At 45.6% G+C, this 13,136-nt stretch carries 14 protein-coding genes; 5 read left to right on the top strand and 9 right to left on the bottom strand.

The features are described from left to right. The first annotated feature begins 77 nt into the window (after window positions 1–77). Window positions 78–2,015, top strand: coding sequence for a CocE/NonD family hydrolase (locus tag OLMES_RS12055; RefSeq protein ID WP_157678283.1), 1,938 nt, complete (start codon window positions 78–80; stop codon window positions 2,013–2,015). A gap of 179 nt (window positions 2,016–2,194) precedes the next feature. On the opposite strand, the gene OLMES_RS12050 is transcribed toward OLMES_RS12055, so the two are convergent. Continuing rightward, window positions 2,195–3,229, bottom strand: a complete 1,035-nt coding sequence (locus OLMES_RS12050; protein WP_087461486.1) for an AraC family transcriptional regulator — start codon at window positions 3,227–3,229, stop codon at window positions 2,195–2,197. A gap of 162 nt (window positions 3,230–3,391) precedes the next feature. Here OLMES_RS12050 and OLMES_RS12045 point away from each other — a divergent pair, with 162 nt between their 5' ends. Beyond that, complete coding sequence (locus OLMES_RS12045; RefSeq protein ID WP_087461485.1) at window positions 3,392–3,919, top strand: hypothetical protein; 528 nt, start codon at window positions 3,392–3,394, stop codon at window positions 3,917–3,919. 118 nt (window positions 3,920–4,037) lie between these two features. Beyond that, window positions 4,038–4,916 (top strand): 1-acyl-sn-glycerol-3-phosphate acyltransferase, encoded by an 879-nt coding sequence (locus tag OLMES_RS12040; protein ID WP_087461484.1) that lies wholly within the window; start codon window positions 4,038–4,040, stop codon window positions 4,914–4,916. A 104-nt stretch (window positions 4,917–5,020) separates the two neighbouring features. Here OLMES_RS12040 and OLMES_RS12035 read toward each other — a convergent pair whose 3' ends face one another. Next, complete coding sequence (locus OLMES_RS12035; protein ID WP_087464461.1) at window positions 5,021–5,389, bottom strand: MAPEG family protein; 369 nt, start codon at window positions 5,387–5,389, stop codon at window positions 5,021–5,023. Between the two features lie 470 nt (window positions 5,390–5,859). On the opposite strand from OLMES_RS12035, the gene OLMES_RS12030 reads away from it, so the two are divergent. Continuing rightward, window positions 5,860–6,291 (top strand): SRPBCC family protein, encoded by a 432-nt coding sequence (locus tag OLMES_RS12030; protein ID WP_087461483.1) that lies wholly within the window; start codon window positions 5,860–5,862, stop codon window positions 6,289–6,291. A gap of 52 nt (window positions 6,292–6,343) precedes the next feature. Here OLMES_RS12030 and OLMES_RS12025 read toward each other — a convergent pair whose 3' ends face one another. The 3 genes from OLMES_RS12025 to OLMES_RS12015 all read right to left on the bottom strand — a co-directional run bounded on the left by OLMES_RS12025 (window position 6,344) and on the right by OLMES_RS12015 (window position 9,769). Beyond that, on the bottom strand, window positions 6,344–6,718 hold the full coding sequence (locus OLMES_RS12025; RefSeq protein WP_087461482.1) for a PilZ domain-containing protein: 375 nt from the start codon (window positions 6,716–6,718) through the stop codon (window positions 6,344–6,346). Window positions 6,719–6,800: 82 nt separating this feature from the next. After that, window positions 6,801–8,333 (bottom strand): hypothetical protein, encoded by a 1,533-nt coding sequence (locus OLMES_RS12020; protein WP_087461481.1) that lies wholly within the window; start codon window positions 8,331–8,333, stop codon window positions 6,801–6,803. Then, window positions 8,333–9,769 carry a rhomboid family intramembrane serine protease gene (locus OLMES_RS12015; protein ID WP_087461480.1) on the bottom strand — a complete coding sequence of 479 codons (1,437 nt, stop codon included), beginning with the start codon at window positions 9,767–9,769 and terminating at the stop codon, window positions 8,333–8,335. Before OLMES_RS12015 ends, OLMES_RS12020 begins: the two co-directional genes overlap by 1 nt. Before the next feature lie 229 nt (window positions 9,770–9,998). Between OLMES_RS12015 and OLMES_RS12010 the strand changes: the two genes are divergently transcribed. Next, window positions 9,999–10,421 carry a hypothetical protein gene (locus OLMES_RS12010; protein WP_087461479.1) on the top strand — a complete coding sequence of 141 codons (423 nt, stop codon included), beginning with the start codon at window positions 9,999–10,001 and terminating at the stop codon, window positions 10,419–10,421. 68 nt (window positions 10,422–10,489) lie between these two features. On the opposite strand, the gene OLMES_RS12005 is transcribed toward OLMES_RS12010, so the two are convergent. The 4 genes from OLMES_RS12005 to OLMES_RS11990 all read right to left on the bottom strand — a co-directional run bounded on the left by OLMES_RS12005 (window position 10,490) and on the right by OLMES_RS11990 (window position 12,861). Beyond that, window positions 10,490–10,666, bottom strand: a complete 177-nt coding sequence (locus OLMES_RS12005; RefSeq protein WP_087461478.1) for a DUF3012 domain-containing protein — start codon at window positions 10,664–10,666, stop codon at window positions 10,490–10,492. A gap of 449 nt (window positions 10,667–11,115) precedes the next feature. After that, window positions 11,116–11,931, bottom strand: a complete 816-nt coding sequence (locus OLMES_RS12000) for a hypothetical protein (RefSeq protein ID WP_157678282.1) — start codon at window positions 11,929–11,931, stop codon at window positions 11,116–11,118. Window positions 11,932–11,948: 17 nt separating this feature from the next. Then, on the bottom strand, window positions 11,949–12,206 hold the full coding sequence (locus tag OLMES_RS11995; protein ID WP_087461476.1) for a hypothetical protein: 258 nt from the start codon (window positions 12,204–12,206) through the stop codon (window positions 11,949–11,951). Window positions 12,207–12,210: 4 nt separating this feature from the next. After that, window positions 12,211–12,861 carry a hypothetical protein gene (locus OLMES_RS11990; protein ID WP_087461475.1) on the bottom strand — a complete coding sequence of 217 codons (651 nt, stop codon included), beginning with the start codon at window positions 12,859–12,861 and terminating at the stop codon, window positions 12,211–12,213. Window positions 12,862–13,136 lie beyond the last annotated feature (275 nt).

Here is a 13,136-nt window from a genome sequence, read left to right as displayed (position 1 = left end):
ACAAAAAAAACAAAGGATCAGCTTGGGCTGTCCACAACGGACTTACGTAAGCAAGCATGACTATTCGGGAGATTTCGATGCACGAATCAATAAAAATAAAATCCATACTGATTGCAGCAACCATGGCGATCATGCCATTCAAAGCTGTTTCAGATCCGTCAACAAGCTGGACGACGTCTGGCACTCGGGATTCAATGGCAGAACAAAGTACCACCATCATGAGTCCCGCCACCAAGTGGCAAGACTATGACCGTGAGGAAATATATCCCGACACCGTTATGACCCGGGAATATGTCACGATGTCTGACGGCACCACTTTGGCAGCTTATATCACCCTGCCCGCAGATGAAAATGGGGTCGCGGTCGAGGGTGAATTCCCGACCTTGTTAATCATCAGTGACTACAATACCGAACTGGGTAATCTGCTTCCGCCCGAATTGGGAACGTTCATGGGTGCAGCTGACCCTTACATGGTCAAAAGGGGTTACGCGTCTATAACCTTTGATGGGCGGGGAACCGGTAATTCCGAGGGAACCTGGGATGCCTGGGGCAGTTCTCAAGGAGACTATGAGCAGATCATCAACTGGGTTGTCGACCAGCCATGGACGAATGGTAAGATTGGACTTCGTGGCGTATCCGATCTGGCAATAAACGCATTGTTTGCCGCCGAAACCGGGCACCCTGCTATTAAAGCTGTGTTTGCCCTCGAACCCATCGGAGACGCCTACCGGGACACAGCGTTCACCGGCGGCAATGGCAATATTTTCTTTCTAAGCTGGTGGTTTACCTTAACCACGATGATGAACACGCTTAATCTTGACCTCTTTACCAATTTTGAAGAGGCCGCACCACTGGTGCAAGACCATCTGGCTGACGCATTCTTTGAATTTCAATTACCGATGTTGATCAAGGGCCTGACCGGTGACAAGGAAATCAAGTACGACGGGCCATTTTGGGAAACTCGCTCACCAATCAAACGCATTGACGAAATCAATGCCCCCACATTTCTGGTTGGCGCTGTTCATGACCTGTTCCAGCGAGGAGTACCTGCAATGTATGAGCAATTAAAAGGTCGGGTCACCACAAAAATGGTGATTTTACCGGGCACCCACATTGAAGGCGCTTTCATGACCACCGGTCTGATGCCTGTACCTGAAGGCCTCCCCGCATTTAACCATATCGAACTACAGTGGTTTGACCAGTACCTCATGGGCATGGACACCGGCGCTGAAGATATGCCACAAACAACTCAATATATGATTGGTCTTGAAGAAATGGCGGTAACCACGGATTGGCCGGCACCGGAAGCCGAAGCGGAACGCCTCTACCTGCATCGCAACGGCAAACTTAAAACTAACCGACAGTCATTTTTCAGCTCGCCACGTTCACTGTTCGACGTTTGGTTTGCCGGTGGTTGTTCACAGAGTGCATCACAGTGGTCGTTGGGCATTCTCGGTTTTATTCCTCTACCCTGTTTTGAAAATAATAACACCGCAGCATTGTTTAACTTGCTGTATGAAACACCAGAATTTAAATCCGATTATGTCATTAATGGCCCAATCCAGGCGAATATCTGGGTTTCCACCACAAATTTTGCGGGTACATTGTCAGTACGGGTGGACGATATGGATCCCAATGGTAAAGCTACGCCGATCAGCAACGGGCTTATCAACCTGAAAGCCCGAAAAGTCGACTCGTCCCGCTCCCGTGAGCTTGAAGGCATCCGGATCCAACCCTGGCATGCATTTGTCGAAGAATCAGAACAACCCGTTTACCCTGGTAATATTATGAAAGTAGAATTGGAGATATTTCCAACCAGTGCGGTACTCAAAGCCGGTCATAAGCTTCGTGTCGCGGTTGGTCCCAGTAATCTACCACAGGGCATCGCACCCGGTTTTGATGGCTTTTTACAAACCTTTCCAGGTATCATGACCGTGTATTCGGACTACAGACACCCATCACACATTGTTGTTCCAACCGTCCCGATGGACAGCTTTACCCTGCTGTCTGAGTAGCAAGGTTCTGTACAGGCGAGTGGCAACGTTTACTCGCCTGTTCTGTCAATATCTTGTGATCAGTAAAGATTCTGTAAATCCTTTTTTTCAATGGCTTGTAATACGGATGTGATCGCATCCCTTGCCGAGGCCTTGGGATTCCAGGACAGCGAATCCTTTTATGGGGTCAGAAAGTCGAATTAATGATCAATGGATCCCAACTCTGTATTCTGCATCCGGTTTTGTGACCGCTCACGTGCAGCCTTCGGTGTAACACCACTCCAACGTTGATAGCTCCGGGTAAACGCGCTAGCGTTGCTATAGCCAAGCAACATGGCAATATCGGTCAATCGATAGTATGTGTTCTCCAGATACTGATTCGCAATACTAAACCGTACCTCATCAAGCAGCGCTTGATAGGACGTATTTTGTTCCAGCAGTCGACGTTGTAGCGTACGGGAACTGCAATTGAGTGCCATGGCAATATCTTCAATCTGAACTGTCCCATTGGCGAGACAGAAGCTGATCGTTTTTGACACGAGATGAGTAAAACTCTCCTGGCTGAAGTACAACGCCTGTTGAATGCGACGATCAATTTGTTCAATTAATCGATTGATGTCCTGGGACAGTATTGCTTTATCAACAGTCAGTGCAAGAGTCGGATTGCCGAACGAAACCGCACACCCAAAAAACCGGGCATAAGCTTCAATACGATTTTGATTCGCCTCGGCACGGATAAAGTAACAAGCACGAATTGGATAACTTCGCCCGAGTAAACCATGTAAAACGGAGACCGCAATCGCGAGAGAATAATCCTGAAAAACACTCGATGCACGTACATAGGGTAATTCAACATCAAATGAAAGTTTCACCACATCCTCCTGAACCTCCATTTCGACCTGATAACCCGAGATAATGAGCTTTAGATACTTGATGATGGTTTCCAACGCGTCCTTGACTGAAACACACTGTCGTAACACCGGATTCAACGGCGCAAGCACAGTCATATCCTGACGCTGGGCAAGGTGCAAAGCGAGATCTGGAAAATTCAGCCCGATTGTGGTTGTTTCCAGCAATTGAAAGAAAAGGTCATGGGGTATTAACTGAGCCTCACCCGAGGCCACACGTCGATCAAGCCCGACCGCCTCATAGAAGCGCCCGGGTTCCCCCCCTCGGGATACAACCAGCTCGTCAAATCCACTTAAAAAACTCACATTTATATAGGGTGAAAGCATCGATACAAACCTCAAGACTCTGTAGCCGCACTCATATCGATTGAATTTTAGCGTCTATTGGCGCTTATTGGTAATTTTTTGGCGCTTATTGGTAATTATATTATTCTCAAGGCCCTAGAATTTACTCATTCCAGTTAGCCAACAAACTTGAGGGTTCTATCCATGTCACCATTCAAACTGCTCACCTACAAACGTTTGAACGCTACATCAAGATTAGTAAAAATGGCTTCCATAATCGGAAAAACTACTTCTGTAATTATGGTTGGGCTACTGTTTTCGCTTCCGGTTTACGCATTAACCCCTCTTACAGAAGCTGACCTGGGCAAGGTCACAGCGCAAAACGGCAAGCAGAGTACGACCCAACTGAATGAGATTGTACTCGCCACGATGCTTGCCGGTGCTGCTCAGGCGGTACAGATGGCGGTTCCGGTAACTGCAAATCTGGAAGTGGAAGGTTTTGAGTACGAAAACAAAAAAGAATCTCCAGAAAATAACGACATAGCAGGAACAACCGTAATAACAGGAAATACTGCAAACCTTTACCCAGTCGCAGCTGATAACCAAACGATCACGGCCGAAACGATCCGGTTTAACAACGTAAGGGTTGAGAATTCACAAAACACTTTTGGAAGTGTTTATGTGCAAGACGTTCAAGTGATAAATACCTACGAAGTACAATTCCGAAACTGAGGAACGGAAAAGGTTTACCTTAGGACAAAAACATTATTGTGTTACCATGGCCGGTCTTCAGGAGCTCCACCTTACTAAATTCAACTGCAGCGGATTGCAGACCCGGCAGAGACACAATATGAAAAATCAAAAACCATTAATAATCCGCGATAAAACGATTTTCGATGGTATTTTCGTAAAATACTTTCTGAAAACCATCTATGTAATCTGGTTCAAACTCGCAGGCTGGAAAACCGTAAATTCCGCCCCACGTTCAGCTGGTGTCGCCATTGCGGCTCCCCATACTTCAAACTGGGATATCGTATATGCACTCGGTGCAGCGATCATGTTCGATGTTAAGATTTATTTTTCAATCAAAGAAAGCTGGTGCCGTGTACCGGTAATCGGCCCCATCATTATGTGGCTGGGTGCAATTCCGATTGACCGTTCCGCCAAGGGCCAAGTACAACTCATCAAGCAATTTGTTGATCAACATAAAAACAGCCGGGTATTTTTCCTGTTCACGCCAGAAGGCACGCGTGGTCACGTTAAAAGCTGGAAAACAGGGTTCTACCACATTGCCCAGGATTGTGGCATTCCCATATTTCTTGCGAAAGTTGATTATCGCACCAAGGTTTCCGGCGTATTCCACTCATTTCAGTTAACGGGTGACAAAAACGCAGACATCGAAGCGATTCAAGAGTCGTACAAACGTGTTTGCGGCAAAAAGCCACAATTGCAATATCCGCCCTACAAGGGGCCCCTACCTGAAATTTCAGATCGCGAAATTAAAATCATGCGAGCTTTGTACTCAATCAAGGGCCTCGCAACCCAGGCAGAAATTTCAGCGAAATCTAGATTTGATGAACTTACAGAAGAAATGCTCGACTTTCTGGTGGATAAAGGTGTATTGGAGCGGGAAACACATACAGAGAGCGGTCGCTCGGTAAATAGCTATCGTCTCACCGTTGCGGGTAACGGATGTTTGTTACATCTGACACCAACCTTAAACTTGTAAACCCGATTCAATAAATCTCCGATAACGGTGCTGGACAGGGGGAAGGTTAAGCGCGATGCAGCGCCAGCCTGCCCCACACTCCTCACAAAACTCCGGGTTGAACGTCACATAAACAGCCCGAACCAAACACCCAATACCGCTAAGAAGTTTGGCATAAACACCACACCGCGAAGCCTCACACTGGGCAATCCAATCTGGATCACACTATGAACAATGCGCCCAATCAAAAACAAACTCGCTGAGAAAACGACGATCATCTCGCTCTGTTTTTCAGACTGAAACGCTAGCAATGCCCCTACGTAAAAGAAAACAGGCCACTCGAATTGATTACTTAAATTAGCACTTATTCTTGGCTCCCATTCCGCAAATTTTTCGCCTATGAGATCGCTCACAGTGATACTCCAGACGAATGGAGCCCTCACCACAGTAAGCGCGACATACAATATGGCCACCCATACAAGATGACCAAGCATAAGGTGAAACAAGACTTCAGATGTCATTCTGACGTAACTCTAGTTGCGGTTTCTCTTAATTCTTTGATTAGACTGTATTGATACCCACTGCATGGAATGCAGGCTGAACACACCGGTTAAAGTATCTTTCATGACAATAATCTGCAGCTCTACCCGGGCAGACTCAACTTAGCCCGACGCATCATAGAGCGCAGTGACATCATACTCGACCATTAAAAAAAGTAAATCGCGCTTCAGCGGGTGGCGCGTGCGTAGAATATCGACACTATGGCGACGCGCCCCGTTAGCTGGACTTGCAGATCCCACCAAAGGTCTGAGCTGCAATAGTGGCCGTGAACACGATTAAATCAATTAAAGTGGTGCGATACGTCTTTAAGACTGAATTTCGAAGTTCTGGAATTGAAACGCTTTACGTATTACCCTAAGCGCGCTCAAATTCACATGTTTGTACCAATAAATGGATTCATCAAATGAAACAACAAACAGTAAAGGTCACACAAACGTTTAATTCCCCTGTAGAACAGGTTTTTGCCAAGTTAGCAGATCATAACCAGCTCTCATCGATTCTGATCATTCCGATTAAACGTATCAAAGACGGTACTGAAGATGCCAACGGCGTTGGCTCGGTCAGACGGATGGGTCCATGGCCATTCGGAACCCATGAAACCGTGGTTGGCTTGACGCCAAACGAGCAAATCGACTATCGCATTACCAAATTCGGTGGCCCTATCATGAACCATGAAGGGAAAATCAGCTTTGAAAACACAGGTAACAGTACCGTTGTAACCTGGGAAATCGAATTTGATGCATTTCCTAAATTCGTGGGAGGAGGAATCGCTGGAGTGCTGCAGGTCGCCCTGTCTCGAGGACTGAAAAAGGCAGCTAATCAATTGAGCCGCTAGAAAAATTGGTCCGGATAATTCCCCCGCTACGCTTTCGAGCGGGGGCACGTGCTTAAACGATCATACTCGCCTTCAACGCAATATCTTCCTCAATCCGGATTAAATCCTCGATCTGCTTCGCAGAGGTTTCTTCAAGTTTGAAAGCAGCGCCATACATCACTCCTTCATCGCTATCATGAACATGGACTATTGCACAAGGTAAGCGTTCGATCCGGACCGTTTCACCATCGAGCACATAGTCAAAGCTGATCTCAAACTGATCTATATCTGGCAACGGCTGAGGCTTGAACAACGCAATTCCATCATGGGTATAGTTAATGGATGTCAGCTCGAATTCGTTTGTACCATTGTTTAGCTTGCTAGCGCTGAAACCTTCTGAACACTGTAACCTGGTTTTTTTACGTCTTTCAACGGAAGAATTTGTCATCGTTTAATGCACCTGTTTATTCATGGAATTTGGGTTATCTACGGAAAAAACTTAATAGCTGAATGGCTTGATGCCGAGCGACTCATAATTTGAATTCGATGGCCGGCAGGTCGTTCTCAGCGTTCGTGCTGTTCTCAGTATCCGCCTGGGTCTGGATCTTACGACCTATACCGGAGTCATCATCGGCAATCGATGTACCTGCATAAACGGTTGAATCGTCACGGAGCGTTTGCGGTTTTCGGTGACCTCCTCTCAACGCATTTTCAGCGTTTTGAGTTTCAATGTGCTTAATCAGGGCTTTACACTGGTTAACTTGCGACTCTCGTTTTGGTAATTGTTCGAGCGCTTCCAGCATTATCCTAAATGCGGATACCAGATATTCATATTCTGGATAAAGTTTATGCATACCGTTAATAAGTTTGATTGCGCCTTGAAGATCCCCGCCATCCAGACATACTTTTGCCATTCGATGCCTGGTTTGGGCTGAATCCGGAATAAAACCCGGATCAAGTTGCAGTATACGCTTGTAATAAGCGTTCAGCAGGTATTCCTGATTGGTTCTGATTAAAAAATCCAGAAAACGAGACCCAAATCGCACGACACCGGTTCGTCGATTGGTTGCCAGAATAAACTCAATCAGTTGCTTTTGAATGTGGGCATCATCTGGAAAAGACTGAGCCCCCTGTTTCAACAATCTGAAAACCTGACCATATTCCCCCTCTTTCAGCAGCGCGTCGACTCTGACTAATAACCGATCACGCTCGGTTCTCTTTTTGCGTTTTTCATCCCTGAGCTGTTCACGGGCTGTGTAACCGAGTTTTCCCTGATACTGGAAAATCATGTAACCCATAATATGAAATAGCACAATCAAATAGTAACTCGACACCATTGACTCCATCAGGCTCGCCAATAGCGGAATCCGGTTCACCCATTCACCTAGAATACCAACCGAACCAACCATAATCAGAACAAACGCTAACAATAGGCCGTATGGGAGACCAATTGAGGTAATCAACCCGATAACCTTGAGTGGATTCAACGCGACCACCAAACGGTCCGTCAAGGCAAACAATATCAAAATCGCCGGTAAAGCAATCAAACTCAGTATGCCTAAAAAACTGGCAGCGCCACTGCCGGCCACTCGATAGACGCCAAACAACAAGAGGCCGATGCCAAAGGGTATCAGAAGCACTCTCAACATTAACTTAACCCCACCCTCGTAACCCGAACGAATATCTGGCGGCTTCATTTGTCCCTTTGATGTCGACTCGAGACAGGCAAAACAATATTTTATAAACGCCCCCGTCAGAAAAATCGAACCAAGATAACCTAGTGGCAAATAGTTCAGAATGACAGAGAGTATTGCTATGGCAATAATGACAACGGCTGAGTCGCCCTTTAACGGATATCGAAAACTCGCTTCAAGTCGCCTCCAGAACGGTATCGCCGAATTCACGGCTCCCAGACTCTCAAGCTCTCCACTACACAAAATACAGCGGGGGTTACAGTTTGTGTTTACGGGCTGTTCGACCACGCAATGATCACAGGTCGTGATTTCACAGACCGGACAGCGATATGTCGCGGGTGAAACAGGATGGTATTTACAATAGTCCATCAATGAATCCTCCCGGCACCCGTAATACCCGTGGAAATTTCATGGTAGAAAGCCTGCTTGTCAATGTTCTGCAGTTTGCCGTGAAGTAGCGCAAGCTTTTGTGCAAACACCTGTAATGATTCGCTTACCGCATCGGATTTGTAGATGGAGTGAAATAATTGTTCCGCCGTACTCAGGTGCTCCGTAGTAGCCAGACGCATGCCCAATGCAACCAACTCATCTTGATTCAGGTGATCACGATAAGCTGGGTTATCCAACCAGACTTTTTCCTGAATTTTGAGCTGTCTCGTGCTGTTTCCTTTCAAATTAACCAATTCAGCAAAAGCCTGACCATATCCATCCGGCTTGGTCGCTTTTAACAGATTATAGCGAAGCAGCGCCAGATCAAAAGAGATCCCCCATTCGGCGATTAACGAATCGAGGTGTTTTAACGCCTGGCTAAAGCGAAATTGTTCAAAATGTTGGTATACCTTGGCAAGTTGCTCTTGATACGGGTCGATCCTCTGATCCTGCTCGATATATTCATCATTCAACAAATCCCGCTTGAAAAGCAATAAGAGCGCAATCAGAACGGCGCCCGCGACAAAGCCACCGGCATGGGCCATAAACGCAACATCCGAGCCGGCCTCGGTGTAAAACTGGACGAGTTCTTTGCCAATGTAAAAAGGCAAGATCAGCAACGCGGGTGCACGGAAATAGCCAACAAATATAAAAAACCAATAAAAAAATTCAATTTTCTTAAACCTGAAAACCCCCAAGTACATGGCCATAACAGCAGACACGGAACCAGATGCACCAATCAACACAGATGAACTGTCGAAGTCCATTGCCGCATGGGACACTCCGGCCACAACGCCAGAGAAAAGATAAAAAAGCAGAAAGCGAAGATGGCCTATTGCCGCCTCGACAGCAAATCCACAGATAACCAGAAAAAACATATTACCCAACAAATGCATGGTATCCCCATGCAAGAACTGGTAACTGAGCAACGTAATGAGCCCCATCTCATTCGGAATCAGGCCAAAAGCACTGCTGCTCACCGATGCCAGTAATTTATTGATGTGAGGCCGGTAGAGTTTCCATTCATCAAGACGAGCCTCGGGGATAAACTCCGTTTTATGGTCGGAAAGATACTGGTAGTAATCATCATCACGCAGCAAATGAATTGCAACGATACCGATCTCGCCCGCTTCAATGCTGGCATCATAATCACTCAAGGTATCGAAATCCCCCTGTTGCTCAAGATACTCTCGAAATACCGGCCACTCGAACAGCATAAACTCTCGTTCACCATAGAGTTCCAGCGCCTGTTGATATTTACTGACATCAGCAGACTGGTAGACGAAAAAAACCAGAGTATTCAAAAATACGATAAGCATGAGTACAAGCGGCGCATGCTTCCAATCGAAGCGCTTTTCTGTAGGAATGATCAACATCCATGAAATCCTGATTGAGCCTGTCAGCGATCGAGGCGAAAAAGCGAGGTATTACCAGATTCTTTCAGTGTAGCCAAAATCCAGGAATTTCTCCTGACACACACTGAACACTCAGTTTTCTATTTATACTGATAGCAAAAAAGGGAAAGGGAAAGGGAAAAAGCTGAGAGAGACCAAGATGACAGGAACGCGCTTTTTCAATACCATCGACAATTTAAGGGAATAAAGAATGAAATATCTACTGATCGTCTTAGCTACAATGATGATATCTGCATGCGATGATAACAACGATTCATCTCCCCCTGATTGCATTGACTGTATTTGGCTTCAATCGAGCCAGCGTGTTGTGATCACCCAGGAAGGCGGAATCGGCGCACTCCCGCGAGAAGTCATCGCAGACTACAGCAGAGACAGCCTGCCGGCAGAAGCACTTCGCTTATTAGAGTCGTTAGAAAGAACAGCAGCGCCCTTTGACCAAACACAGACAGACGTATTTATATACCACCTGGTCATAACTGATGAACATGGCCTTGAGTATGAATATCATGATAACTGGTATTTAAATGTCGCACCGACGGAGGTCACCTCAGATTGGCTTTTTTTTGAACGTTCCGACATAGAGAAGCTGATTGAAGTACTGGCGCAGGATTGACAATCGGGCTCTTGAGAAATGTACAGACCAGCGCAGACTAACTGCGCTGGCCGTTTCATACCGAAGTATTATTCACCGCTTTTGAACAGACAGTGTTTGGCATAGTCCGTTGCTTCATTTGCGGACCAGTCGCCCTTTGGCTTTTCCGCCATATCTTCACACCAGCCTTTACTACCCACTTCAGGAGCACAGCCAACGATTGATACAAGTGCGCCGATCAACGCAAACACTCTTAGCTTTTCCATTTCTATTCCCTACTTGAATTCAATTATCTGAGGACTTGAGCTACGCTACGATTACCGCAGGTGTCGCAAAACGGATAAGGTGCGGCACTCGCAGGCATCATACCACGATGAAACTGTTACTCAGTACAGATATGCGCACACTGCACTCAGAATAAGACATAAAAGTCGTACGAAGTATTGTCCTTGGGCACGAAATTACGCTTATTCCGAAAACGGCGGATAGGATGGCTCGGTCAGTCATTACCGAACAGTTCCTACTGATTACCCGAACGGCCAACGGGAGAGATACGTCACTATAGACGTGGAAATTCGACCTGCCTTGCACTAACGTTTACAGGCACCAAGACTATCATAAACTGTTGCAGTGATAAGTACTGCCCAAACTGCACCCCACGGAAGTTATCAACACAGATCGATTGCCAAATCGCACATCCACACAAGTTTTTCTTTTACTTCGAAACCGCTACTTCGTTCTTCGGATATTGATCCAGAAAATAAGCTATAGCAGTCTCGATTGCGACTACGATTGGAATCTTACCGGGTTGATTCTCAAGAAGTATTGGAGTCATCGTTTTGATGAATGTTCTTTCCCCATCAATTTCCGCATCGAGGTAAACGATGAGAACACTCGCTCTCTTGGGGTTTTCGGTTTCTGAGTAAAGTGCTCGAGAGTATTCGTCCTTGACTTGTTCAAACTCGGATTGCGACACGTGTGTTGCCGTGCCTTCCACACCAAACCTGCGCGGTAACGGAAAGGCCAAACCAGTTATTTGATTCAAAGCAATGCTGGTGGAAAGTTTTCGGAGCTCGGCCTGCATATTCATATATGTAACAAAATGGTAAACCTTTACCTCGGGTAACCGTGCTTCATTTACGTACTTATCATAGATACGATGCTGAAGAATTCTTAAAGGCGGAGGTTCTGTCATATCTCCCTGCCGAGAGGTACCATAGGCCTCACTTAAGATAAATAAACTAAATATCTCTCTGTCCTTTTCGGCCTCGGGACGAAGGTCCTTTATTTGGAGGTTTTCGGACTGCTCAAGAGACTCCTGAAGACCGGGGGAGTTAACGATCACCTTTTGAATGGAACACCCTATGGTCAAAAGGGAAAACAGTGCAAGAAATACAACTTTAATTATCTTCCCTTTAAAAATTCCCGTTCCCTTTTTTCCGAAATTCACATTCTGATAGAAGTAGCGTGTCGAGTAAAATAGCGGCTGGGGTTGAAATAAGGCAATGTATTGGCCTTGCGTCGATAACATGTATCTTGAGCGGCAAATCATGGCGTACCAACAATTTTAAAGTAAGAGTCATTTTCAGTAGCATCTCGAAATATCGTCACTGATTTGTCAATAATGTGAACACCTGCAAGGAGTGATGCATCGCCAATTTTAGGAATAAATACGATTGACTCTACGTCCTCACTCACTAAATAGCCAACGCTCTCTACCTTCTGTTTTAGATAAGGAAAATAACTCTGCATCATCGTAAGCTCAGTGTCATCCCGGGATAACGGGGACGCTGCATCTTTAAGCATGAATTCAATAGCATGTTCCAGTGCCGTAGTTATATTGCTTTTTCAATAAAGCTCCATCATCAAATGTATAACTATCATTCCCTGCTAATCGGTGAGGCTTTCCTGTTGAAGCAATATAACGAGTACTCCAGATCGTTTTAGATGAACGATTATCAATCAATTCTGCTTTTAACTGCACATAGGGTCGAACTTCGATGTCATTTATAAAAGTTATTATCACTGCACTTGAAACAGATAGCGTTTGTTCTGTATGATCCTGCGACGTCGAAAAGCGATTTTCTAACCCCTTTTCAAAAATCATCCTTCTAGTTACCGTTTGAGCTTGCGTAGTTAACGAAATCTGTAAGCTTCTCTCCAGATTTTCTACCGTAGCTTTTCCAACAGCTGTATTTACGGCATCAGCAACCGCCACACCGACAACACCGAATAACAACCCGGCAGCGGCACCTTTCTGGTGACCGGTAATAATAACTTGGCTATCTGGTACACGATATGCTCCCAGCGGTAATTCATTCCACCCTGACAACGGTTTATCATTGTATTCTATGTTTATGTCGTCCGATTTGACGGGAGCAGGCAAAGTCATTTTATAAGTCGCACAGCCTGTCATCATCAAAGAAAGAATCAAGATTTTAAAAAACAGCATGTAACGCATCGATTGTCCTTAAAGTTAAATATTAATACGAAATCATCTTCCGACACTGAATAACAAGCAGCAAAGACTATGCTTACTCGTAAAATACTCATTGGCCCGTTTTTGTTGGATTTAATCTAATTCTGGATAGCACTCGTGTTTCCGATACTGGGGGAGCGTTATTTTCATCAAAAAGTGAACCGGTTACTGGAATACATCACGGCTGAAGCTCCCTCAATCTGTCCAGGATGCTGCCATATCAGAGTAGTACACCGCTGATACCTGTCTGTAGGAAA

This window comes from Oleiphilus messinensis, from assembly GCF_002162375.1.
Lineage (GTDB): Bacteria > Pseudomonadota > Gammaproteobacteria > Pseudomonadales > Oleiphilaceae > Oleiphilus > Oleiphilus messinensis.
The sequence above is the reverse complement of the archived record's forward strand: the minus strand, read 5'-3'. Positions and strand labels throughout refer to the sequence as shown.

Coding starts and splice junctions, on each gene's coding strand:
- OLMES_RS12055 (WP_157678283.1), top strand. CDS start 78: ATGCACGAATCAATAAAAATAAAATCCATACTGATTGCAGCAACCATG.
- OLMES_RS12050 (WP_087461486.1), bottom strand. CDS start 3,229: ATGCTTTCACCCTATATAAATGTGAGTTTTTTAAGTGGATTTGACGAG.
- OLMES_RS12045 (WP_087461485.1), top strand. CDS start 3,392: ATGTCACCATTCAAACTGCTCACCTACAAACGTTTGAACGCTACATCA.
- OLMES_RS12040 (WP_087461484.1), top strand. CDS start 4,038: ATGAAAAATCAAAAACCATTAATAATCCGCGATAAAACGATTTTCGAT.
- OLMES_RS12035 (WP_087464461.1), bottom strand. CDS start 5,389: ATGCTTGGTCATCTTGTATGGGTGGCCATATTGTATGTCGCGCTTACT.
- OLMES_RS12030 (WP_087461483.1), top strand. CDS start 5,860: ATGAAACAACAAACAGTAAAGGTCACACAAACGTTTAATTCCCCTGTA.
- OLMES_RS12025 (WP_087461482.1), bottom strand. CDS start 6,718: ATGACAAATTCTTCCGTTGAAAGACGTAAAAAAACCAGGTTACAGTGT.
- OLMES_RS12020 (WP_087461481.1), bottom strand. CDS start 8,333: ATGGACTATTGTAAATACCATCCTGTTTCACCCGCGACATATCGCTGT.
- OLMES_RS12015 (WP_087461480.1), bottom strand. CDS start 9,769: ATGTTGATCATTCCTACAGAAAAGCGCTTCGATTGGAAGCATGCGCCG.
- OLMES_RS12010 (WP_087461479.1), top strand. CDS start 9,999: ATGAAATATCTACTGATCGTCTTAGCTACAATGATGATATCTGCATGC.
- OLMES_RS12005 (WP_087461478.1), bottom strand. CDS start 10,666: ATGGAAAAGCTAAGAGTGTTTGCGTTGATCGGCGCACTTGTATCAATC.
- OLMES_RS12000 (WP_157678282.1), bottom strand. CDS start 11,931: ATGTTATCGACGCAAGGCCAATACATTGCCTTATTTCAACCCCAGCCG.
- OLMES_RS11995 (WP_087461476.1), bottom strand. CDS start 12,206: ATGCTTAAAGATGCAGCGTCCCCGTTATCCCGGGATGACACTGAGCTT.
- OLMES_RS11990 (WP_087461475.1), bottom strand. CDS start 12,861: ATGCGTTACATGCTGTTTTTTAAAATCTTGATTCTTTCTTTGATGATG.